This is a genomic window from Anaerococcus sp. AH8042_DFU013_CI05 (assembly GCF_047936775.1).
GTDB lineage: Bacteria > Bacillota > Clostridia > Tissierellales > Peptoniphilaceae > Anaerococcus.
In genome coordinates this window covers 1,703,125-1,724,783 of record NZ_CP175954.1, presented here as the reverse complement: position 1 = coordinate 1,724,783, position 21,659 = coordinate 1,703,125, and the positions used below count along the sequence as shown (strand labels likewise).

General features: G+C 31.0%; 24 protein-coding genes and 1 riboswitch. Of the genes, 3 read left to right on the top strand and 21 right to left on the bottom strand.

The features are described from left to right. Nucleotides 1-8: 8 nt before the first annotated feature. The 14 genes from metK to pbp4b form a co-directional block, all read right to left on the bottom strand. Entirely contained in the window at nt 9-1,178 is a 1,170-nt protein-coding gene (gene metK / locus ACKRLN_RS08765; RefSeq protein WP_203127006.1) for a methionine adenosyltransferase, read from the bottom strand. Further along, nucleotides 1,178-1,651 (bottom strand): 2-C-methyl-D-erythritol 2,4-cyclodiphosphate synthase, encoded by a 474-nt coding sequence (ispF, locus tag ACKRLN_RS08760; protein ID WP_416334876.1) that lies wholly within the window; start codon nt 1,649-1,651, stop codon nt 1,178-1,180. Before ispF ends, metK begins: the two co-directional genes overlap by 1 nt. Beyond that, complete coding sequence (gene ispD / locus ACKRLN_RS08755; RefSeq protein ID WP_203127008.1) at nt 1,648-2,370, bottom strand: 2-C-methyl-D-erythritol 4-phosphate cytidylyltransferase; 723 nt, start codon at nt 2,368-2,370, stop codon at nt 1,648-1,650. Before ispD ends, ispF begins: the two co-directional genes overlap by 4 nt. After that, nucleotides 2,371-3,471: a PIN/TRAM domain-containing protein gene (locus tag ACKRLN_RS08750; RefSeq protein WP_203127009.1), complete on the bottom strand. Its 1,101-nt coding sequence runs from the start codon at nt 3,469-3,471 to the stop codon at nt 2,371-2,373. Nucleotides 3,472-3,486: 15 nt separating this feature from the next. Beyond that, complete coding sequence (locus ACKRLN_RS08745) at nt 3,487-3,966, bottom strand: CarD family transcriptional regulator (protein WP_203127010.1); 480 nt, start codon at nt 3,964-3,966, stop codon at nt 3,487-3,489. A 79-nt stretch (nt 3,967-4,045) separates the two neighbouring features. Then, nucleotides 4,046-4,951, bottom strand: coding sequence for a diacylglycerol/lipid kinase family protein (locus ACKRLN_RS08740; RefSeq protein ID WP_203127011.1), 906 nt, complete (start codon nt 4,949-4,951; stop codon nt 4,046-4,048). Between the two features lie 86 nt (nt 4,952-5,037). Further along, complete coding sequence (locus tag ACKRLN_RS08735; RefSeq protein WP_416334875.1) at nt 5,038-5,826, bottom strand: hypothetical protein; 789 nt, start codon at nt 5,824-5,826, stop codon at nt 5,038-5,040. Continuing rightward, the gene (locus tag ACKRLN_RS08730; RefSeq protein ID WP_101540731.1) at nt 5,826-6,509 is read right to left on the bottom strand and encodes an ABC transporter ATP-binding protein; all 684 of its coding nucleotides are present in this window, start codon (nt 6,507-6,509) and stop codon (nt 5,826-5,828) included. Before ACKRLN_RS08730 ends, ACKRLN_RS08735 begins: the two co-directional genes overlap by 1 nt. Further along, entirely contained in the window at nt 6,502-6,867 is a 366-nt protein-coding gene (locus tag ACKRLN_RS08725) for a GntR family transcriptional regulator (RefSeq protein ID WP_416334874.1), read from the bottom strand. Before ACKRLN_RS08725 ends, ACKRLN_RS08730 begins: the two co-directional genes overlap by 8 nt. 170 nt (nt 6,868-7,037) lie before the next feature. Beyond that, nucleotides 7,038-7,598, bottom strand: a complete 561-nt coding sequence (gene thiT / locus ACKRLN_RS08720; RefSeq protein ID WP_203127014.1) for an energy-coupled thiamine transporter ThiT — start codon at nt 7,596-7,598, stop codon at nt 7,038-7,040. Nucleotides 7,599-7,625: 27 nt separating this feature from the next. Then, nucleotides 7,626-7,713, bottom strand: a riboswitch (TPP riboswitch). A 50-nt stretch (nt 7,714-7,763) separates the two neighbouring features. Continuing rightward, nucleotides 7,764-7,904, bottom strand: coding sequence for a hypothetical protein (locus ACKRLN_RS08715; protein ID WP_416334873.1), 141 nt, complete (start codon nt 7,902-7,904; stop codon nt 7,764-7,766). A gap of 172 nt (nt 7,905-8,076) precedes the next feature. Then, on the bottom strand, nt 8,077-9,093 hold the full coding sequence (locus tag ACKRLN_RS08710; protein WP_416334872.1) for a Wzz/FepE/Etk N-terminal domain-containing protein: 1,017 nt from the start codon (nt 9,091-9,093) through the stop codon (nt 8,077-8,079). A 9-nt stretch (nt 9,094-9,102) separates the two neighbouring features. Continuing rightward, nucleotides 9,103-10,221, bottom strand: a complete 1,119-nt coding sequence (locus tag ACKRLN_RS08705; RefSeq protein WP_416334871.1) for an EpsG family protein — start codon at nt 10,219-10,221, stop codon at nt 9,103-9,105. 118 nt (nt 10,222-10,339) lie between these two features. Beyond that, on the bottom strand, nt 10,340-12,973 hold the full coding sequence (gene pbp4b / locus ACKRLN_RS08700) for a penicillin binding protein PBP4B (RefSeq protein WP_296142065.1): 2,634 nt from the start codon (nt 12,971-12,973) through the stop codon (nt 10,340-10,342). A 511-nt stretch (nt 12,974-13,484) separates the two neighbouring features. Between pbp4b and ACKRLN_RS08695 the strand changes: the two genes are divergently transcribed. Continuing rightward, on the top strand, nt 13,485-13,901 hold the full coding sequence (locus ACKRLN_RS08695) for a DUF1893 domain-containing protein (RefSeq protein ID WP_203127019.1): 417 nt from the start codon (nt 13,485-13,487) through the stop codon (nt 13,899-13,901). Beyond that, nucleotides 13,898-14,437, top strand: a complete 540-nt coding sequence (locus tag ACKRLN_RS08690) for an ECF transporter S component (RefSeq protein ID WP_295885010.1) — start codon at nt 13,898-13,900, stop codon at nt 14,435-14,437. The genes ACKRLN_RS08695 and ACKRLN_RS08690 overlap by 4 nt, the downstream gene beginning before the upstream one ends. Before the next feature lie 31 nt (nt 14,438-14,468). Here ACKRLN_RS08690 and ACKRLN_RS08685 read toward each other — a convergent pair whose 3' ends face one another. The 5 genes from ACKRLN_RS08685 to ACKRLN_RS08665 all read right to left on the bottom strand — a co-directional run bounded on the left by ACKRLN_RS08685 (nt 14,469) and on the right by ACKRLN_RS08665 (nt 18,857). Next, entirely contained in the window at nt 14,469-15,530 is a 1,062-nt protein-coding gene (locus ACKRLN_RS08685; RefSeq protein ID WP_416334870.1) for a DUF4097 family beta strand repeat-containing protein, read from the bottom strand. Continuing rightward, nucleotides 15,523-15,879 (bottom strand): DUF2089 domain-containing protein, encoded by a 357-nt coding sequence (locus ACKRLN_RS08680; protein ID WP_203127022.1) that lies wholly within the window; start codon nt 15,877-15,879, stop codon nt 15,523-15,525. Before ACKRLN_RS08680 ends, ACKRLN_RS08685 begins: the two co-directional genes overlap by 8 nt. A gap of 158 nt (nt 15,880-16,037) precedes the next feature. Beyond that, entirely contained in the window at nt 16,038-16,730 is a 693-nt protein-coding gene (locus tag ACKRLN_RS08675) for a hypothetical protein (protein ID WP_296142070.1), read from the bottom strand. Beyond that, nucleotides 16,727-17,728, bottom strand: coding sequence for a glycosyltransferase family 4 protein (locus tag ACKRLN_RS08670; protein WP_296142072.1), 1,002 nt, complete (start codon nt 17,726-17,728; stop codon nt 16,727-16,729). Before ACKRLN_RS08670 ends, ACKRLN_RS08675 begins: the two co-directional genes overlap by 4 nt. Beyond that, a complete protein-coding gene (locus ACKRLN_RS08665) occupies nt 17,697-18,857 on the bottom strand; it encodes a glycosyltransferase (RefSeq protein ID WP_203127025.1) in 1,161 nt (386 codons plus the stop codon). The genes ACKRLN_RS08670 and ACKRLN_RS08665 overlap by 32 nt, the downstream gene beginning before the upstream one ends. A 100-nt stretch (nt 18,858-18,957) precedes the next feature. On the opposite strand from ACKRLN_RS08665, the gene ACKRLN_RS08660 reads away from it, so the two are divergent. Beyond that, the gene (locus ACKRLN_RS08660; RefSeq protein ID WP_203127026.1) at nt 18,958-19,308 is read left to right on the top strand and encodes an SdpI family protein; all 351 of its coding nucleotides are present in this window, start codon (nt 18,958-18,960) and stop codon (nt 19,306-19,308) included. 18 nt (nt 19,309-19,326) lie between these two features. Here the strand turns inward: ACKRLN_RS08660 and ACKRLN_RS08655 are convergent, their stop codons facing one another. Both ACKRLN_RS08655 and ACKRLN_RS08650 read right to left on the bottom strand, forming a co-directional pair. Then, a complete protein-coding gene (locus tag ACKRLN_RS08655) occupies nt 19,327-20,916 on the bottom strand; it encodes a hypothetical protein (RefSeq protein WP_296142075.1) in 1,590 nt (529 codons plus the stop codon). 1 nt (nt 20,917) lies between these two features. Beyond that, nucleotides 20,918-21,619, bottom strand: coding sequence for an ATP-binding cassette domain-containing protein (locus ACKRLN_RS08650; protein WP_295885027.1), 702 nt, complete (start codon nt 21,617-21,619; stop codon nt 20,918-20,920). Between the last annotated feature and the right edge of the window lie 40 nt (nt 21,620-21,659).

Below are 21,659 nucleotides of genomic sequence, written 5' to 3'. Positions count from 1 at the left end.
TTTTTCTCCTAATATTTTTTAAGTTCATCTACCTTATCAAGGGCTTCCCAAGTAAATTCTGGATTGTTTCTACCAAAATGACCGTAGCTTGATGTATTTTTATAAATTGGTCTTAGTAGATCCAAATTATCAATAATTGCTTGTGGTCTAAAGTCAAAGTTTTCTTTTACAATTTCTAAAAGTCTTTCATCTTCGTATTTACCTGTTCCAAAACTATCAACATATATTGAAAGTGGACGGGCAACACCAATTGCATAGGAAATACCGATTTCAAGTCTATCAGCAAGACCTGCGGCAACCATATTTTTAGCTGCATATCTTGCCATATAAGCTGCAGATCTATCTACTTTTGTAGGATCTTTTCCTGAAAATGCTCCACCACCAGATTTTGAATATCCACCGTAGGTGTCTACAATTATTTTTCTACCAGTAAGCCCGCTATCGCCTTTTGGCCCACCGATTACAAATTTACCTGTTGGATTTACGTAAATTTTAGTATTTTCATCAATTAAAGATGGATCAATAACTTTATTTATTACTTCAGCTATGATATCTTCCCTAATTTGATCAAGTGACACATCTTCTGTATGTTGGGCAGAAATTACTATATTGTCAATACGAACTAGTTTATCATCATCATATTCAACTGTCACTTGAGTTTTGCCATCTGGTCTTAGGTAGTCAAGAACTTTATTTTTACGAACTTCTGTAAGTCTTTGAGCAAGCTTATGGGCATAGTTTATAGAAACCGGCATATATTCTTCAGTTTCATTATCTGCATATCCAAAGATAATTCCTTGATCTCCTGCTCCAATTTGATCGTATTTATCATTTGTTGACTTAAATTCTTGGGCACTATTTACCCCTTGGGCAATATCTGGTGATTGCTCAATTAAAGATGTAAGAACGGCTACATTTGAGTGATCAAATCCAATATTTGGATCATCATATCCAATTTCTTTTATAGTTTGGCGGACGATTTGTTCTACTGGTGCATAAGCTGTTGTAGAAATTTCTCCAACTACTAAAACTAGGCCTGTTGATGTTACAGTTTCACAGGCTACTCTTGCATTTTTATCTTGTTTTAAACACTCATCTAAGATTGCATCGGAAATTCTATCACAAACTTTATCTGGGTGTCCTTCTGTTACTGATTCACTAGCTATAAATCTACGCATCATTTCTCCTCTAATATTACAACTGCACGAGCTTCAATTCCTAGACCCTCTCCAGTAAAACCAAGGCCTTCACTTGTGGATGCCTTAATGGATACATTATCTGGGTCAGTTTTTAAGTGCTCTGCTAATAAGTTTTTAATTTTATCTCGTCTTGGGCTGATTTTTGGCATCTCACAAATGATAACTGTATCAAGATTGCCAATTTTATAGCCCCTTTGTTCCATAAGCTCAACTACATGATCAAGTAGTTTTAAAGAAGATATATCCTTATATTGAGGGTCGGTATCTGGAAATAATTTTCCTATATCATCTTTAGCTAAAGCCCCTAAAATCGCATCCATAATGGCATGGATTAAAACATCTGCATCAGAATGCCCCAAAAGGCCCTTTTCATAATCAAATTTGATGCCACCTAGGATTAGATCTCTATTTTCTACTAGCCTATGAACATCATAGCCTATTCCAATTTTCATTTATTTTCCTCAATTTCTTCTTGATTTTTTATATAAGCTCTTGCAAACAGGATATCTTCATTTGTGGTAATTTTGATATTTGAATACTCTCCCTCCACTACCTTTACTGGAGTTTCCCTATCAAAAAACTCAAATAGCTGGCTGTCATCAGTTATTTTAAATTCGCTTTTTACGTATTTTTCATACATAGAAAAGATAGTTTTTTTATCAAAGGCTTGGGGAGTTTGGACATTATAAACAAAGGCCCTATTTGGTGTAAAATCAACAACCATATTTTCATCCAAAATCTTTACCGTATCCTTAGTTTTTGTTGCAGTTATCACTGCCTTATATTCTTTTAGTTCACAAAGAGTTTTATAAAAAAGCTCTCTACTTGCAAAAGGTCTTACCCCATCATGGGTTAAGACCAATTTACAATCTTTATTTAAGGCTTTTAGCCCTTCAAATGTCGATAGCTCGCGTGTGCTGCTACCATAAACATATCTTACTTTTTTAGAAAATTTGTCATTTTTTAGTATTGATTTGATAATATCTTCATCTTCTTTTCTGATGACTAAAATTATTTCATCAAATTCATCTATACTTGTTACAGTTTCTAAAGTACGTTCGATTATTTTTTTATCATCTATGTTTAAAAAGGGTTTGTTGATATCGCTATTCATACGTCTGCCTGAGCCTGCAGATGTGATTATAGCTGATAAAAATTTGCCATCAAACATTTATTCCCCTTCACTTTTTACAAATATCATACGTCCTGCAGAAGTTTGTAAAACACTGGTTACAACAGCATTTATAGTTTGGTCGATAAATTTATCTCCATCTTCTACTACTACCATTGTACCATCGTCAAGATATCCTACACCTTGATTTTTACTCTTTCCTTCCTTGATGACATCAATTCTCATACGTTCACCAGGGATTACAACTGGTTTTAGGGCATTTGCAAGATCGTTTATATTTAAAACAGGTATGCCTTGGACATCTGCAACCTTGTTTAGATTATAGTCATTTGTAAATACTTTTGCTCCCAAATCTATGGCAAGTTTTAGCAATTTACTATCTACTTCCTTAATATCAGGATAGTCTTGGTCTGTTATTTTTAAATTTATCTTATCTGACTTTTTAATAGCATTTACGATATCTAGCCCCCTGCGGCCACGTTCACGTTTAAGATCATCTGGACTATCTGCAATGTGTTGGAGTTCTTCTAATACAAATTCAGAAATGATTAGGTCTCCTTCTAAAAAGTCTGTTTCGATAATATCTACTATTCTACCATCAATGATTACTGATGTATCAAGTACTTTTGGACTTGCTGGAGATTTGCTCCTATCAAGTTTAAAAGTAGATTTTAAGTCTTTACTATCTTTACTAGTTTTAAACAAGTTGACAAAATCATCGCTATTTTTAGCTGCCACTCTCCAACCTAAAAAACCTAAACCAAGATATAATAAAATAGATAATAGCACAAAAATTGAATTGCCCACATAAGGTAATTGTAGGCTGGTTAAAGGTCTTGAGATTAAAGTTGCAATTAAAATACCTAGTATTGCACCAACTGTTCCAACTATCAGTTTGCTTGCCGGTATGTCACTCATTTGGCCTTCAAGATTTGAAATACTGGCTATAAATTTATTTGCAAAGGATGCAAATATTACATAAAATATTACCCCACCAATTAGACCTGCTATGACATTTGCAATAATAAATATAATGCCGCTTGGTTCAATAATGAAACTTGCGGCATTGACTACATTTAAAATTACTATGCCAAGGACTACCCCAATTAGCGTGATAAGAATTTCAAAAATTCTTTTCATAACACTCCTTGTTTTTTAAAGTCCGATAGACTCATCTATCATTTGTTCAGCTTTTTCTTTATCTAGAGAACCTGCCATGACCAATTCGCTAGCCATGATTCTTCTTGCTCTATTTAACAATTTCTTTTCTGTGGTTGATAAACCTTTTTCCTTATCCAAAATTGTAAGATTTCTAACCATCTTAGCAATTTCAAAAATATCGCCTGACTTAATAATTTCTTGATTTTCTCTGTATCTTACATTCCAGTTGTTAGACATTTCTGTTGGTTCATCATCCAAAATCTTAAGTACTTCATCGCCTTCTTCTTTGCCGATGACATCTCTTATGTTCATTTTGTCAATATTTGCTATTGGAATTGAAATATCCATAGAACCAATTGGCATTTTTAGGATGTAATAATCTTTTACCTCTCCCAAAAATTCCTTTTTTTCAATAGAATCAATAGTACCCGCACCGTGGTTCGGATATACGATTTTATCGCCGATTTTAAACATTTTTACCTCCTAGGTTCTCATTATTATTATAACAAATTTGAACCCTTTAGTAAATAAAATAAACTTTTGATAAAATCTGTTAAATCCTAGACCTAAGTCCTGTTCTCATCCTAATTTTTTGTCTTAATACCCTAATGTCAGCTAGGGTTGTTGACCCTCCATATTCTCCATCTAGGGACCAGGCTACTTTTTGATTAGTTCTTACTATAAATTCGCTACCTTGGCGAAAGATTAGCATATCATTTTCTTTTCTATTTGTTAGACCAAAAACTATTTTATTTATATCTGCAAGAGACTGAGGTCGTTTTACCATGGTTAGCTCAAAAATTCCATCAGAAAGTCCTACATTTTCACCAGTTATGCCTACAAAACCACCGACAGAAACAGAATTTGTAACCATAAAGTGGATAAATTCTCCACCTATGATTTCGCCATTTACTTCCACTTCCATTTTATATGCTGGTATGTTAACTAGAGGTAAAGTTTGCTTTAATCCTTCAAAAATATAGGCAGAACGGCCAAAAATATTTTTTACATCTTGTCCTGTACTATAAGAAACTTCTGCAATAGTTCCAAAGGCTGCTACATATACAAAATACTTTTCATCTAGTCTTCCAATATCTATATTTTTTTGGTAACCACGGCTAGCAACTTTTGTTGCTTTTTCAATATCTGCAGGAATATTTAATGATTTTGAAAAATCATTTGTTGATCCTGTTGGAATATATCCTACCAGCGGATTTATATCAGCTTTACAAACTGCAGATATAACTTCATCAAGGGTTCCATCTCCACCACTTACAAAGATTTCATCAAAACGATGACCCATTTTTTCTACTATGTAGCGAGCATCCCCTCGACTTTGAGTTGCATAAATGCTTGTTAAATATTCTCTTTCGCTAAGATAATCTACTATCCACGGCAAGTATTCATTTATAATCCTTTGGCCACTATTTGGATTGTAGACAAAAAGGGCATCTTTCATGGTATCTCCTTTATTTCTTTATTTAAGAAAAATATACACTTTATAGGATTTTTGTAAATAAAAAAGATGCCAATCTGGCATCTAATTTACGCTACGGATAGCTTGTCTTTATGGATTTTAAAAGTTGATATATAAAATATTGCTGTGATAATTAGGTTAAATAAACTTGGCAGAATCACTGTTTTCAAAAATGGTGCATTTTCCGCTACTTCAACCCTCAATTCTCCTGAAGTGGCAGTTGTCATATAGTCAGCTAAAATCCACCCTTGGAATTTAGAGAAAGTATATCCAACAATTATAAATATAATTGAAAATACAATTGCTGAAGCAGACTTTGAAGCTCCAAATATTCTAAGATGTCCTGCTGTGTTTGCAAAAGTAATCATAGCTGCAAAAGCAAGCCCAAGCATAAATAAATTTAGAATAACTCCAAAAAATATTTTGCTATCCATCTGGCTAATAGTAGTTGATATATCTCTAAGCATTTGCCAAATGCTGATTGCTTCAGTTGATTGAGTTCTCATCAACAATATAAAATTTATAAACATAGATACAATAATTACCAAGCCTAAAAGTATATAATTTATATATCTTGCTCCTGTTACTTGACTCGCATCAAATGGCAATGCTGAGTAAAATGATGCATTATCAGAATAAAATCTCTTGTCATCATTTTTAGTCATAATTACCAGAGAAATAAGCGGTCCCATTACTAAAAGTATCCCAGAAAGTACCATTCCAATACCAACTAATGCTGAGTTATTAAAAATATTGATTAACTGAGAAAAAATCATAACTGCAGCTAAGGGTAAAAATAACCACAAAATTATAGATTTAATATCTTCCTTAAAAATTTGTCCGAGTAATTTTCCCATTACATAACCTCCGTAAAGTAATCTTCTACACCCATTTGATGTTTTAATCTTATATCATCTACAGTTTCATTTATAATTATTTGTCCATTTTTTACAAAAACAGCCCTATCCAAAATTTTTTCAATTTCAGCAATCAAATGAGTAGATATTAGTAAAATCCCATTATAATCAAAATTTTCAATAATAGTATTTATTACCATCTTCCTTGATTTTGGATCAACACCGCTTATTGGCTCATCTAATAAATAAATTTTTGCTTGTCGGCTAAGTGTTAGGGCAATTTGGATTTTTTCTCTCATACCCTTTGAACATTCTCCAAGTTTTAATTCACTTGAGATATCAAAACCCTTTATCAGTTCATAAAATTTGTTGCTATCAAAATCATCATAAAATTTCTCATATATGCTAACCACTTCATCTATTTTTGTTTTTTTATCCAAAGGCAAGTGGTCTGGTTGATAAGAAACTATAGTATTTGTACGCCCTCCTGGTTTGGATCCATTTATTTTTACAGAACCCATATAATCTCTTTCAAGGCCTGCAAGGATTCTAAGCAAAGTTGTTTTTCCTGATCCATTTTCCCCAACTAGGCCAATTATTTGCCCATCTTCCAAAGTTAAATTTACATTATCTAGGGCTGCCTTACCGCCATAGACCTTGGTTAAATTTTTTATCTCAATCATTTTTCTCCTCCCAATATTTTTTTAATTGGTTAATCGCTTCATCTTTTTTTAAGTTTAAACTTTCTGCACCGCTTATAAAATCATCCGCTATTTTATAAAAAGAATTATCTTCTAATTTAGAAATTAAGTTTTGATCATCTGTTACAAATCTTCCGGCAGTCCTACGAGTTTCTGTAAAACCTGCACGCTCAAGCTCTGCTAGTGCCTTTTGGACAGTATTTGGATTTACCTGATAAAGGCTTGCTAGATTTCTCACCGAATCAATCTTAGAGCCAGCTTGCCATTCACCAGTTGATATTTTTACCTTAAAATCTTCTAGAAGTTGCAGATAAATCGGTCTTGATGCATCAAATTCCATCCGCGCCTCCATTAATTTTTGTATTATTGTATTACTATCTTAGTACAATAATATTATAACCGCTATATTTCATTTTTGCAAGTAGAAAAATAAAAAAATATTAGATAGAAAAAAATATTGAAATTTAGATAAAAAAAGCAACCCCTGAGGATTGCTAATATTTATTTCACTTATAGATCTAGTAAATCTTTGGTAATGAAATTCTTTAATAAGAATAATATTACTAGGGCAATTGCGTATTCTACTGCTAAATATGATGCATTATAAACTATTGAATATACTAAAGCATTTTGTCCTTCTGGAGCATATGATGAGAAGAATACTACACCTGATAATACATGTGTTATATATCTTGCAATAATTGCAATAAATGTTCCTTTTAATACTGGAGCAAATGAACGTGTTCTTTTAAATTCATCTGAGAAAAGTCCTGATAGACCAATGAGTCCGTATGGTAATGGGTAATCTAGGATTGCTTGTATAGGGTGAATTATATATCCACCAAACATCATATCTAAGATTCCATATACAGCTCCGATTAAAAATCCTTTTTTAGCACCGTATCTAAGTGAAAATATGATTAGTGGAATCATTTGGCCTGGTGTGATTTCTCCACCTTGTGGCATTTTAAATAATGTAAAACGCGCTAAAACAAATGATAGGGCAATTGCAAGTGCACCTTCCACTAGCATCTTGGTAGTCCAAGATGATTTTGTCTGATTATTTTGCATAAAAAATACCTCCTTTTGCACATACTTATAGAGGTTTAGACACTTTCCTCCGCAAGCATTACCTTGACCAGGTTAAGGGTATGTTCTCAGCCAACTGGCACCCCTAGTGCATATTTATTATATTACATAAATAAAAAAATGCAAAAATAAAAGGGCTAATAGCCCCTATATTTCTTTTAGATATTTTGTTTTTATATATAAAGAATCACCGTTAAAATCTACCCTTATAAAGCCATTTTCACTTTCATTTAAAATCTTAACAACCGATCCCTTTTCCAATTTATCATATGCAGTAGATTCATCCATTTCTGCATAAATATCAGTTTTTTCACTTACTTCATAAAGTCCACCAATCTGTGGGTCGTCTTGTTTTTGATTTTGTTTTTGATTTTGATAAATTTCTATATTTTGATCCTGGTAACTGTCCTCATTTTTGCAAGAAGTTAGTATAAAAAGGCAAAGAAATAATAAAATTTTTTTAATAATAAATCACCCCTAAAAGATCAATCCCAAGTCTTTTTAGTTCTTTTACTGCATTTTTCAAATCATTTTTTAATGCATTTTTTGAAACTAAAAGGATTTTGTAATCTTCATACTCTGCAAAATCAATTGCATCTGAGCTATTGAAATTTGATTCTTTAATTAAAATATAAGGATAATTTGCTTTCAGTCCCTTTAATTCTTCTAAAATATTTTTATCACTTTGAGGGTTAATCTCTACTGCGTTTAGTACTTCTGAAATATCTGTACTAATATTTTTGTTATCATTATTTTTATTAAGCTCGGATATACCTATCACGGCAGAACCTGCATTTGTTTTTATTTTTCTTTTTACTTTTGCAAGCTCAGCTTCCTTATCTTTTGTAAGATCAGCTAAAACTTCGTAATCTAGTTCGCGGATATCATCAGCAGAGCTTATCTTATCTGAAATTAGTTCTCTAAGTATAAGAAGTAATATTCCAATTAGCGCTCCTACTATTAAGCCTAAAACTGCAAAAATTATGCCACGTAACTTTGAGGCCTTATTTACAACTACATTTTGTAAATACTCGATGTTTTCCATACGCAGATAATTTCTTGCATAAGACCTAAATTCTTCTGCAATTAATGTTAGTGTATCTTCTGCTCGTTTTTCATTTGAATCTTTGTAAGTCAAACTAATTACCCCGCCTTGAGGGTTGACATCATAATCAAAGTTTTTTGAAACCATTTTGCTATCCCAATCTGGATCTATTTTCTCTGTAACAGTTTCAAATAAATTTTCTGATTCTAAAAACTGAGAATATACATTGGCAAGTTTTTCATTTAAAATCAGCTTATTATAGGTAATTGGCTCATCATCATTACTTGTTACAATCAATACAGCCTCAGCCTCATAATCTCCCGGTAAAATATTTTGAGTAAAATAAGCCAAAAATCCAATTAGTAGGGCTGGAATAATAATCAGCCATTTATTTTTTTTGATTGCTTTTCTAATTTCTTGTGTTGTTAACATAAATATCTCCTATTTTAATGAGTGAATCGCATTTAAATTTGTAAAGAAAAAGTCATAGCTTGGCGCCTTGGCCATTAAGAAAATGGCGTATGGGATTAGGAAAACCACTATAGCAAGGGTAATTAAAAATTTGCCCAGCTTATCTATATTTTTTACTTTTTCTAAGACTAAAGGTATATAAATAATTTCCAAAATTGTAAAAAAGGTTGAAAATCTAAAGGCTATGGCTGTTGATGACCTAAATACTAAAAGTACTAAAAGAGCAAACCACATAGCCTTGATACTTGCTTCTTCTATGGAAAATTTTCCAAAATCTTTTTTCTTAAAGTACATCAATGTAGTGATAAATAAGGCTGCTGCAAAAATTATCCTTGGGTCATAAAACTTCATTGCCCCAGCAAACTGTCCAGTAAAGGTGTAGTTTAAAACCTTAGTTGCCATTCGCCCCAAACCAATTGCCGATAAAATTTGGGCAAGAATTCTAAACATAAGGCTAGAAAAAACTGATGCAAGCAAAGCAGCACCTGCAGTTAGTATCTTAAAAAATCTACCAATATCAAAGGCCATAAAAAATAAAAATGGCAACAGTATTACGCTAGCCCTATGAAAAGTCATAGCAAATAAGAAAAATAAAAAGCTTTTAAAAAACTTTTTGCTGACAAAAAAATCTATACTCAAAAGCCCAAGTCCTATGGCAGTTGCAGTTCTTGCCGTTTGCATATCAAATTGGATAAAAATTGGCAAAAATATAATTGCAGATAAAAATGGATTTGCACTTTTCTTTATGGATATATATGCCACTGGTATTATGGAAAGGGCATTCATAATTACAATTATCCACTGCCTTGAAAGGTTAAGAATATTTATCAAATAAGAAAATAATCTAAAGGCAAACTCTACTGGATAGGAAAAGTTTAAAACTTTTGAAAAATCTACTCCAATATCTTTTGCAAACCATAGGTAGTTGTAATAATCTGCATCCCCAGATCCTCTGAAAGCTGCAAAGGCAAACATTATAAAAAACATGAGTCCAGCAGCAAGATTTTTCTTGTTTTTGTCCTTAAATTTTATGAAATTGTTGATTAAAAATAAGCAAAGCTCACTTAAAGTAAATAAAGCAAATCCCATATTTTCCCCTTAATATGAAATATTATATCATTGCCTTAAAATTTTAAAAAGAATTTTAGGTAAAAAAATAAAAAACAGGTCTGAAATATTCATTTAATCAGATCTGTTTTTTATTATTTTATTCTAAGGATTCACTTGTCCACTTATAAAAGTCATAGGCAATATTTTTCCAATAGTTCCAGTTGTGCTCATTTTCTTTTGAATCTATTTTAAACTCAGTATTAATATTACTTAGTTTTAAAGCATCTACAAATTTATTTACATCATCAAATGGTACAGTTGAGTCACCTAGTGAAGTTCTTATATAAAAGTCAACATTTGAATTATTTTTTATATAAGTTTCTGGATGCATTTTTTGATAAAAATCATCAGACCATGGCTTATTAGCTTCTTTAAAAGCGTGATTATTTTTTCTTATATTATTATCTTCATCAAGCTTATACCAAACAGCTGGAGATATCAAGGTTGCTTTTGAAAATTTGTCAGGATACTTAAGGGCAAATCTTGCTGCACCATATCCACCCATAGATATGCCACCAATAGCTCGAGAGTTTCTAGAGTTTTTTGTATTGTAAGTTTTATCAATATATGGAATTAAATCTTCCATAATAGCTTTCTCCATTTTCATACCATCGTTTTGATCAATATAAAAACTATTAAATCCATCTGGAAATACTACTATCATATCTTTGCCAGTTTTTTTTATAACTTTATCCAAGATAGTTTTAGAGTCAAATCTCTCCAATAAATTTGTATGATTGCCTCCCAAGCCGTGTAACATGTATAAAACTGGATATCCACCAGCTTTTTTAGAATCGTAATTCTTTGGTAGATATACATTATAGTTCCAATCGAGTTTTAAATTTGGAGAATAAAGGGTACTAGTTACTCTTTGACTTGGTTTTTCTTCTTTTAAAATATTATCAGCTTTTTTAAATTCTTCTAAAATATTATTTACTTCTATTAGAGTCTTATATTTTTCCTTATAATAGTCATTTACATTTTTTAAAGCAATATAGTCGTTAATTTGTCCAATATTAAAGTAATCATCATTTTCTCTAATTAATCTTTCTTTGCCCTTTAAAAGCTCATCTGATAAGGCAATAATTTGTTCTGGAGAGGACTCTTGTAATGATTTATAAAGCAAAGTTGTAATTGCTCCATATCCCGCTGATAAGGATTGGTCTGAATAAAATACATTTGGATTGTTTTCCTTATTTAAAACTGGAGAGTTTTTCTTATTTGTAAGTAAAGTTATAACCATATTTTCTACTGGATCTATAACTGTTAATGTACCAGTCCAACCAGTATGACCATAGGTTTTTGAGCTAGCAAGATTTGAAAATGCCCATGCGTACTTACCATTTCCCATAAGTCTCCAACCTAAACCATAAGATGGATCGATTTGTTTTGGTCTAGTAAATAAATCTTGAGTTTCTTTATCCCAAAAAATAATATCCCCATATTTTCCATTATTTAACATAATATTAGCAAGTTTTGATAAATCTCTGGCATTTGAAAATAAACCCGCATGTCCACTTATCCCATTCATAGAGTAAAATGCTTTTTCATCGTGGACTTGACCCCAAATTGTATCTCTTCTAATATTATTAAAATCAACTTCGCCATCTCTCGTATTTCCATTTAGTTCAGTAGCTGCTGTGTCATATTTTTCAAATCCATTTTCCAAAGGATTAAATGTAGTTCTAGTAAGCCCAAGAGGTCTTACAAAACTTTCATTGAAATATTCATCTAATTGCATTCCTGTAACTTTTTCAATAATAAAACCTAAAAGCATATAATCTACATCAGAATATATAGTATCTTTTCCAGGTTCATATTTAAGAGGTGTTTTAAAAATCATATTTAGAGTATAATTTTTATTTTGAGAATACAAGTCATTTTTCCCGTTTTTTACACCATCATCTTTATCATATTTTTCATTATGATACTGAGGATCTGCTGGAAAACCTGCCTGGTGCATCAAAATATCTCTTATACTTATATTATTTTTTCCCTTTATGATATCAGCATCAGAATCTTTAAAATCGTCAAAATATTTATTTACCTTATCATCTAAGTTTATTTTTCCTTCATAAACTAATTTTTGAAGAGAGTAGTTAGTAACATACATTTTTGTATTACTAGCTAGATCAAACATAGTTAAGTCATCAACTCTATCTCTTTTTTCCTTTTCAATTGGTCTTCCATCTTTATAATAATTATTTTTATATCCAAAATTATGATTATAAATTTCTTTATTATCTTTCATTATAGAGATTTGACCACCAGCAAAGTCTTTCTTAACTTCTTCATCTAAAATTTTTTCAAGCAAATCAGTGGTGCCTTTATCCAATGTCTCTTTTTTTGTTTCTAAAGGCTTTTCTTCTTTACTTGCTTTAATACTTACATTAGTTTGATCTTTAGAATCTAGGACATCTAAGTAATTCTTACCATCAGCTATATTTTCATCTACCTCTTTTTGATCAGATACTTTCTTTCCATTCAAATAAATTTCACTATCGTCAAAATCATCAATTTCAACTTCGCTTTCCCCTTTTTTTGCATCAAAAGCAAAAGATGAATTTAGTAATATGGAATCGTCATATTCACTTATATCTTTGGGAAACGAATAATCATAATAGATAATGTTTTCATTACTTGAATCCTCATTACTATAATTAGCATCAGAAGCAAAAGAAACGCCTGGAAATAGTAAAGCTACAGATAATATCAAAATGCTTTTTTTCACAATTACCTCCTTATATGAAAACTTTTTCAAGATTATTTTATAACATCCGAAATAATATTTCAACATAAATTTATATCATTTAAATAAATTATTCAACATTTTAATTTACTTATAATATTAAACAAATTCTAAATTTAACACTAACTTTACAATTCTTTTATAAATGCAAAACATTTATGCATTAACATAAATACCAAGGAAACAGTTTGAAGCTGACAGATTGATTTTCATCGCAAATGCGTGCTCTTCCTTAATAATAAATTTGTGTCAACTGTTTACCTTTCCGGGTACAAAAGTCTTAACCCTCAAACTTTTGTGCTTCTCTCACAAACTTAAAAACTCTTCTTAGCATAAATTTTTGCAAAAAATTTTAGTGAGAGTAATCAACAGTCAAGCTGCGGCCTTGGCTGTTTTTTTGTATAAAAAATTATTTTGATATATTTCCTTAATAATAAATCATAAAAATTTTAGCTCTTTTGAATGTAACAAATAAATATGCTAAAATAATACTATGAATAATATTAATTTAGCAAAGACTACACTATTAGAAAATAACCATTCTATAGTTGTAGTTAAAGAAGATAAAGTTGTTTATAAGTCGGATAAAAATGGCTTATTACCTATTATCGATATTTATGACAGTGATGAAAACATCTTAAAGGGTGCAGCTGTTGCAGATAAAGTTATAGGTAGGGCTGCCGCACTTATTTTGATAAAGGCAAATATAAGTGAACTTTACACAGAGCTTATATCAGAAAATGCCATTAGTATTCTGGATGATACAAATATTAAGTATCAATATAATAAGAAAGTAAAGGAGATTAGGAATAGGGATAACACTGATATGTGTCCTATGGAAAAACTTTCCCTAAGCACAGATGATGCTGATCAGTTAATAGCAAAAGTTAAGGAGAAAATTAATAAATGAATACAAAAAAATTAGTATATTCAGCAGTTTTCTTGGCTTTAGGGATATTATTTCCAATGATATTTCACACTTTAGGCCTACCTGGCCAAGTACTATTGCCAATGCATATTCCTATTTTTCTAGGAGCTTTAACACTTGGACCTATTCCAGGTTTATTAATTGGTTTAGTAACCCCAATTCTGTCAAGCCTACTTACTGGTATGCCTCCAATGGTGCCTATGGTTCCAATTATGGTTTTTGAGTTAGCGGCTTATGGATTTTTTGCTGGATATTTTTACGAAAAATACCAAAAAAATGTATTTCTTCCTTTAATCGGAGCTATGATTATTGGTAGAATTGTAGCAGGAATTGTTGCATCTATTGTATTTAATGTATTTAATATGGAAGCTATAAGCATCATTCCATTTATAACTGGATCATTTGTAAAAGGACTTCCTGGAATAATTTTAGCACTTGTCCTAGTGCCTCTTGTCTATAGATGGATGCCAGCTAATATTAAAAATGATTACAATCCAACAACAAATAGGATTGCTTAATAAAAAAAAGACCTTTCTAGGTCTTTTTTTATTATCTAAGATTTATTTTACCAAAGGCTGCTGATGCAATGATTTCTATATCTGTTTTTTCTAGATTTGTAGAAACTTCATAGCCTTTTTCTTTTTGCATTTTGTTTTTAAATTTATCGCTTAAGTTTAATCCTTGGCTTAAAACCTCTGCTTTTATTTCGCCAGCATATGATTCGCTATCTATTACGATATTACCAAATCCTGAGTTTAAGTCGATTTTTTCGCTTTCTTTGATATTATAAATTCTAATATTTCCAGAATCTGTGTCTGCAAATAAATTTTTAGTATTTAGGCCATCAACTCTAATATTTCCGCTAACTGCATCAATTTCTGCTTTTTCACCGCTGATATTAGCAAGATAAATAGATCCATTTACATTATCAATTGTTAAATCACCATTGGTATTTTTGATATCAACTTTTCCATTTGTATTTTGAATGTCGATATCTCCTTGAGAGTTAATAACATTTACTTTTGCATTGATTGAGTTAATGCTGGTATCTGTAAAGTCAACATCTTCAATTTCGATATTACCATTTACTAGGTTGATATTTAGATTTTCGTATAAATTTTTGCCTAGGGCAATTTTTATAATTGAAGTTGCTTCAAGGTTGTGATAGGCTTCATTGACAGTGATATTTAAATCATCTTCAATGATTTCGATATCTAAATAATCAAGAAGTTCACCTTTTTTTGACCAAATATCTTGGTTAATTGTAATAGCAGAGTCATTTGCTCGCTCGATTAAAATTTTACCAGATGGGATATCAATATTGATGTTATTGATTTCATCATCAATTCTCATTTCTTTATTTGTATTTACTTGACCTTTGATGTTGTATTGGTTGATATCAATATTTTCTAGGTCAATATTTGAAAGTGATTCAAAAGCATCAGTTGTTTTTTTGATGACACTTTCTATAGATTGGTTAATCCTTGCCATAAAGTCGCTATCATTACGGCCTTTTTTATTGCCAATGGCACTTAGTAAGTCGTTTGCTTCTTCGACAGTGATTTTACCTTCCTTAAGCATTTCTAAAATTAATTGTTTTTCATCATTCATCTTTTAATTCCTCCAATAATTCACGTGCTTGGTCAGCTGTGATTTCACCATTATCAAGCATATTAAGGATATCTAGACGGCTTTCTTTTTTATCGATTTTACCACCTAGTTTTGCTACTAATTTATCTATTCTATTTCTAACTGTTGGATAAGAAATACCGATTTCTTCTCCTACATCTTTAATAGATCCTCTTTTTTGCAAAAATAATTCTATAAATTCTTTATCTTCTTTATCAAGTCTTGAAAAGTTATCAATTTCAAACTCACCACTTACTTCTGTATAGCAACTATTACATCTATATGATGTGATGATCATCTCGTCACCACAGTTTGGACATTTATTAATCATTGATAGCCTCCTTTTGATAATAATATACTATCACTTTTAATTTTTGTAAAGTCTATTTTAATATTTTTAATATTTTTTGTTATATTTTTAAATTTATGAATTACAATTTGATAAATCATACTTTTGAGCAAATAAAAAAAGACTTGAATTTTCAAGTCTTATAAATAATCTTTCATCCAATATGATTTTAATGTACGGACTATCCATAATATGGTATTTACCATAACAACTGCCAAAAATAGCATTCCTAATAGTAAAAATGATGCCATGCTTATATCGTTATTAAATATTTTTGGGGGAAGAAAGTTATATAAAAATGCTGATACAAAGAAAAATACTATCCATTTTATGCTGGTTTTTAAATTGCCATCAAAATCTGGAAATATAAATTGCTTTTTGCCATAGCGATTTGCAAAATCATCTCTTTTTCTTCTGATTTCTTCACGTTTATTTTTATCTGCTTGGTCAATTTTTGCTGAGTAATAGTGCTCCATGTCTTCATTACTTGTAGCATATTTTAGCAAGTTATCAACTTCATTTTGGCTGTTATCTTGATTTAGAATTTTGCTGGTAATGGATGCTTTTGATTTGTAGGTCTTGCGTTTTTCTCTTAAATCTTTTAACTTTTGGATATCTCTTGTATCTAGCAAAAGTTTTTCTGTTTCAGCCTCATATTTTCTTTGGTATTTCAAAATATTTGTAAAAATAAATACAAATACCAATATGACAAACATTTGGGCTATTAAGACCATTATCTCTCCTGCATTAAAAATTGTTGCAAGGCCCATAAATAGGGCTGGGATTAGGATTGTAATAATGGAAAGACCCAAAAATTTTAAAATAGATCTCATAAATTAAGTACCTTTTCGTAACACTCCACCAGACGTTTGCCGGTGTTTTCTATAGATTTTTCGGCAGCTTTTTTATAGCCCTCTTCTTTTAATGATGGTAATTGTCCCTCTAGTATTCCTTTTATTTTTGTTTCAAAATCATCAATTGAAGACCCCTTATAAATATTTTTGCCATCTACATAATCATTTTCAAATATTTCTATATCACGAATTAGAATGTCTGCCTTACAAGCTAGGGCTTCTAAAAGCACTATTCCTTCTGTCTCTTCGTGGGTTAAAAATACATATAAGTCTGATCCGCTGTAAGCTTCTCTAAGGTCAGTACTTGAAATATAGCCTGGAAAATGTAGATTTGAAGGGGCTTTTTCAATTAATTTTTTAATTTCTGCTGGCATTACTGCATGATTTAGCTTACCGAACCAGACAAATTCGTATTCTGGCATCTTCTTAGCTAAGTAAACAAAATCATCAATACCCTTTCTTTTAATAGGCAAACCTACTGATATTATAGATTTTTTACTCTTATCTAAGCCATACTTATCATAAAAATTGTCCCTATCAAAATCCCTATCTTGCCAAAAATCTAAGTCAATCCCATTTGAAACGACTTCAATAGGTCTTTTTAGATCATAGGATTCTAAAATTTCCTTAGAATAATCAGTAGGGGTTAAAATCAAATCTCCTTTGTTGTAGCAATATTCTAGCCATTTTTTAAAGGCGGGGGCAATTTGATTTGAAAAGGTAAAAGAATTTTTAAAGTCTTCCTTTGTAGAGTGGGCATGATAGATTACCTTTTTCCCCTTTCTTTTTGCTTTTTCTGCAAAGCTCACAGATTTTGGAAAAACTGTATTTATGTGGACAATATCAAAATCTTCCTTCTCATTTAGGGTAAAATTGCAATCCACAAGTGATAAGGCCTTGATTTGGTGGTCAATTGCCTTGCCTACTCCACTTTCTTTAACTGTATCATAATCTTTTGTATATAAAAGAACTTTCATAATCAAACTCGTTTATTGCTTTCTCATATAAATTTTCACACTTGCGACCAAAACTTTCTACAGAGAAATTATCTAAAGCATATTTTCTAGCATTTGCTGATAATTCTTTTTGGTAATCTGGATCTTCTAAAACTTTATAAATATATTCTTTGTATTCATCAAAATTATTAAATCTAAATCCATTAAAGCCATTTTTTAAAACACCATCTAGGGACTCATCATCACGGCAAACGGCAACTAAACCATTTGAAAGTGCTTCATAATAAGTAAGTCCTTGGGTTTCTGAAGTGGATGATGTAGTAAATATATCTGCTGCTTGGTAATATTTATTTACCTCACTTGGATCAACCATGCCCACAAAATGAGCATTTGCCTTTATTTTTTCATTATAAGCTATAAGCTTATCATTGTGAGGGCCACCACCTACTATAAAAAATTCAATATTAGGATCATCTAGCCTATGGTAAAAATCTATCAATTCCTCAATATTTTTCTCCTCGCCCAAACGTCCTAGATATAATAATATTTTTTTATCCTTTGGTATATCAAGCTCATCCCTTAAATCCTCATCATATAATTTTCCAATATGGACTCCGGTTGGAATTACTGCAATTTTTTCTCTATCTATATTATAAGACTCTAAAATATTTGCAGTTTTTTCAGTAGGGGCAATCATATAATCGCACATATCTGAAAAGTTTTTGCTAAAGGCTGCCACAATTTTTACACCTGCGCGTTTATTTTTTGTAAAATAGTGGGTGTAATCTTCATACACTGTATGATAGGTGTGGACAAGGGGGATATTTAAAATTTTTGCCAAAGTTTTTCCCATTACAAATGTAGAAAACTCACATTGGCTGTGAACAATGTCTGGCTCCCATTTTCTGATATTTCTTAAATGAGTTTTGGCCAAAATATTTGTAATACGAGCTTCTGGATATATTCTTTTTGCAGAAAGAGATCCTATGTAGTACACTTCCTCAGTTTGATAACTAGAAATGGTGTTTGAAAGTGTTAAGACTCTTACTTCGTGACCTTGACTTTCTAAATAATTTTTTAAATTTAATACTGATCTAACTACCCCGTTTACAACAGGATAGTACCAATCGCTTGTTATAAGTATTTTCATAAATTCCTCTCATATTACTATATTAGCTATTGATCCTTTTTACAATTCATCTTTAATTATCAATTTATTTTAGTATAGTTTATTTGAAATGAGGTGAAAAATGGGACCCCTAATTGCAACTGACATCATGCTTTTAATATTTAGTATTTATATAGGAATATTTTTTAGGCAATTTCATAGTGGCTATCCAGAAATGAAAGTAGGTTTTCACTTATGGGAAGTTTGCTATAATCAGGATACTTGGGAATACGGCAACAAATTTGCAGGCAATCTTTCAATTATCCTAGGCATATTATTTTTTGGAATTATTTATCCTATTTGCCTATATCTTAAGCTTGAAAGATCCTATATGACAGGCCTTATAATTATATTAACAATCCTTTTTCTTTTGCTATTATTTCTTATAGTGAAAATAAGGATGCGCAAAAAATTTAATCTAAAAGATAAATAAGACGGTGCTCATACTGTCTTATTTTTTTATCCTAAAAGTATTTTTGCCATAAATTTTAACTAGCGCATGAAAAATAATTATTAAAATAAGCATTATAGTGCTTACAATAATTAAAGTTAATTGTCCATTAGATGTTTTTCCAATAATCAATGGAATAAAAATTACATTTGCATAATTTAATATATTGTATAAAACTTTGTAGCCATGTCCAACATTAGCAGCCTCAAAGTTAAAGGGTTGGAAAATATAATAAATAAATAGTTCAAAGGCCATATAAAATAAAAAACTTGCTAGTACAAAAATCTCACATACAATTAAATTTTTAATTCCTAGTGCTGGGAAAAGTACAAAAGCTAAAGCATTTATCAAAATCCCCGATAAAAGGCCAATTAAATTTATCTTTAATAAAGATTTGTATCTAAGCTTATACATGGCAAAAATCGCCTCTTCCTCCTTATAAAACCCATATTGGAGCAAGGACCTATCGCAGTTTAAAAACATAGCCCTGCTAGAATTTGGATTATTAAAGAGTATCGATACAAATATTGATTGAGTTAATAGCAAAATATTTTCCATAGCAAAGTTAGATTCACCAAGTTTATATTTTGCAAAGCCTAGGGCAAGGGCAGCTATGGCAAAAATAATACCAGCTTTTTTTAAAATTGGTTTGGCAAGAAGTCTCTTGTGCCTTGTAAAAAATAAATTGTTTAAAAGTTCATAGCCACTTCCATTTTCTTTTTTACCAGCTTCTATGTCAGTATCTTTTAAGGCCAAGCTATCATTGGCAATTTGATCAAAATCTAGACTTATATTAACTTCTTCGTCCTTTGCATCCTCTAATACCTTGCCATAGTCATCTAATTTTAATAGATATTTCATTGCAAAAATAGATCCTATAAGGCTAATTACAAATATTACCAGCAATATAAGAGTGTTATAAGTCTTTACATTCATAAGGATTACAAAAAGAATTATAAAGGATAGGATGTTTACCCACCACTTATCCGCATAAATTTCCTTTTGATTATTTGAAATCCTTAGTGTAAAGGTGTTTGAAATTATTCTTACAAAGGCAAGGATAAAGCTTAGTAAAAATCCATTTTTGAGACCTAGAAATATCGCAAAAGCAAAGGCTCTTCCAAATCCTATCCTAAGGGGGTCAAAAACTCCTCTGATTAATCCACTTTCTTTAGGTGCCAATCTGTACTGATTATTTAGATTACGCATATCAACCTTATTGCCCGCAATACTGTTTGAATTTATGGCAGCACTTAGGTAAAAGGCTAAAAATGATAGGTTTGATAGGGATAGGTCGACAAATTGATTAGTCCCAAGTCCATCAAATTGTCCTGGACTTTTTATAAGCCAGAGGATAAACCCTCCAAAAGCCAAAGCCATAAAGTAAGCAAAAATGCTTTTTAAAATCTGACCCAGAACAGAAAATATGGGCCCTAGGGCATAGACAAATTTTTTAAACCCATAAGCCCTATATTTTTCTCCTGTGTATTTGCCAATTATTGGCAGATGGTGGAAAAAATAAATAATTTGGTTGATATTTTTGGCCAGATTTGCGTTTTCTATAATCCTATATTTTTTGTAATATTCCATACTAATCCTCCTTTTGGAGTAGGTCAATGACCCTATCTTCAAAATCAGGATTATTTTTTATTTCCCTATCCACTTCCTCTATTTGACCCTTATGTAATAAAACTATCTCATCTGATATGTCCTTGGCTAGGTCTAAAATGTGGGTTGAAAATATTATAATATGGTCATGTTTTATAGACTTTATGAGGTCTTTCATTTCTTTTTGAACAACTACATCTAGGGAATTAAGGGGCTCATCCATTAAAATAACTTTTGGTTTTAGTATAAGAAACATCATCATTTGAAGCTTATTTCTCATCCCAGTCGAATATCCTTGGATAAGTCTATCCTTATCATCTTCATCAAATTTTACTAGGTCAAAATAATAATTAGGATCAAGGGACCCTGCAATTCTTTTTCTATTTACATCTATAAAAAAATTTATAAACTCCCTAGCAGTTAAAAATCTTGGTAACTCTGGCTCTGCTAGCATAAAGAATACATCCTTACTATCAAGATTTATTTTTTCGTCATTATCTATTAGATAAATCTCCCCACTATCTTTTTTAAGTTCTTTTGCAATCAAAGAAAAAAGAGTAGTCTTTCCAGCTCCATTTCTTCCCAAAAGAGCATAGATAATCCCTTGGTCAAATGTAGCATCTAAATTTCTTAAGACACTCTTTTCTTCAAATTGTTTTGATAAGTTTTCAATTACTAATTTCATTTTTTCTCCCATCCCAAGATTATTTCACAATAAGGATATC

Excerpts from the sequence above, each read along its gene's own strand:
- ACKRLN_RS08670 (WP_296142072.1), bottom strand. The coding sequence starts at position 17,728 with ATGAAAGTTCTTTTATATACAAAAGATTATGATACAGTTAAAGAAAGT.
- ACKRLN_RS08745 (WP_203127010.1), bottom strand. The coding sequence starts at position 3,966 with ATGTTTAAAATCGGCGATAAAATCGTATATCCGAACCACGGTGCGGGT.
- ACKRLN_RS08735 (WP_416334875.1), bottom strand. The coding sequence starts at position 5,826 with ATGGGAAAATTACTCGGACAAATTTTTAAGGAAGATATTAAATCTATA.
- ACKRLN_RS08705 (WP_416334871.1), bottom strand. The coding sequence starts at position 10,221 with ATGGGATTTGCTTTATTTACTTTAAGTGAGCTTTGCTTATTTTTAATC.
- ACKRLN_RS08660 (WP_203127026.1), top strand. The coding sequence starts at position 18,958 with ATGGGACCCCTAATTGCAACTGACATCATGCTTTTAATATTTAGTATT.
- thiT (WP_203127014.1), bottom strand. The coding sequence starts at position 7,598 with ATGCAAAATAATCAGACAAAATCATCTTGGACTACCAAGATGCTAGTG.
- ACKRLN_RS08740 (WP_203127011.1), bottom strand. The coding sequence starts at position 4,951 with ATGAAAGATGCCCTTTTTGTCTACAATCCAAATAGTGGCCAAAGGATT.
- ACKRLN_RS08710 (WP_416334872.1), bottom strand. The coding sequence starts at position 9,093 with ATGTTAACAACACAAGAAATTAGAAAAGCAATCAAAAAAAATAAATGG.
- ACKRLN_RS08695 (WP_203127019.1), top strand. The coding sequence starts at position 13,485 with ATGAATAATATTAATTTAGCAAAGACTACACTATTAGAAAATAACCAT.
- ispF (WP_416334876.1), bottom strand. The coding sequence starts at position 1,651 with ATGAAAATTGGAATAGGCTATGATGTTCATAGGCTAGTAGAAAATAGA.
- ACKRLN_RS08675 (WP_296142070.1), bottom strand. The coding sequence starts at position 16,730 with ATGAGATCTATTTTAAAATTTTTGGGTCTTTCCATTATTACAATCCTA.
- ACKRLN_RS08685 (WP_416334870.1), bottom strand. The coding sequence starts at position 15,530 with ATGAATGATGAAAAACAATTAATTTTAGAAATGCTTAAGGAAGGTAAA.
- ACKRLN_RS08690 (WP_295885010.1), top strand. The coding sequence starts at position 13,898 with ATGAATACAAAAAAATTAGTATATTCAGCAGTTTTCTTGGCTTTAGGG.
- ACKRLN_RS08750 (WP_203127009.1), bottom strand. The coding sequence starts at position 3,471 with ATGAAAAGAATTTTTGAAATTCTTATCACGCTAATTGGGGTAGTCCTT.
- metK (WP_203127006.1), bottom strand. The coding sequence starts at position 1,178 with ATGCGTAGATTTATAGCTAGTGAATCAGTAACAGAAGGACACCCAGAT.
- ACKRLN_RS08665 (WP_203127025.1), bottom strand. The coding sequence starts at position 18,857 with ATGAAAATACTTATAACAAGCGATTGGTACTATCCTGTTGTAAACGGG.
- ACKRLN_RS08725 (WP_416334874.1), bottom strand. The coding sequence starts at position 6,867 with ATGGAATTTGATGCATCAAGACCGATTTATCTGCAACTTCTAGAAGAT.
- ACKRLN_RS08715 (WP_416334873.1), bottom strand. The coding sequence starts at position 7,904 with ATGGATGAATCTACTGCATATGATAAATTGGAAAAGGGATCGGTTGTT.
- ACKRLN_RS08680 (WP_203127022.1), bottom strand. The coding sequence starts at position 15,879 with ATGATTAATAAATGTCCAAACTGTGGTGACGAGATGATCATCACATCA.
- ACKRLN_RS08730 (WP_101540731.1), bottom strand. The coding sequence starts at position 6,509 with ATGATTGAGATAAAAAATTTAACCAAGGTCTATGGCGGTAAGGCAGCC.
- ACKRLN_RS08655 (WP_296142075.1), bottom strand. The coding sequence starts at position 20,916 with ATGGAATATTACAAAAAATATAGGATTATAGAAAACGCAAATCTGGCC.
- ispD (WP_203127008.1), bottom strand. The coding sequence starts at position 2,370 with ATGTTTGATGGCAAATTTTTATCAGCTATAATCACATCTGCAGGCTCA.
- ACKRLN_RS08650 (WP_295885027.1), bottom strand. The coding sequence starts at position 21,619 with ATGAAATTAGTAATTGAAAACTTATCAAAACAATTTGAAGAAAAGAGT.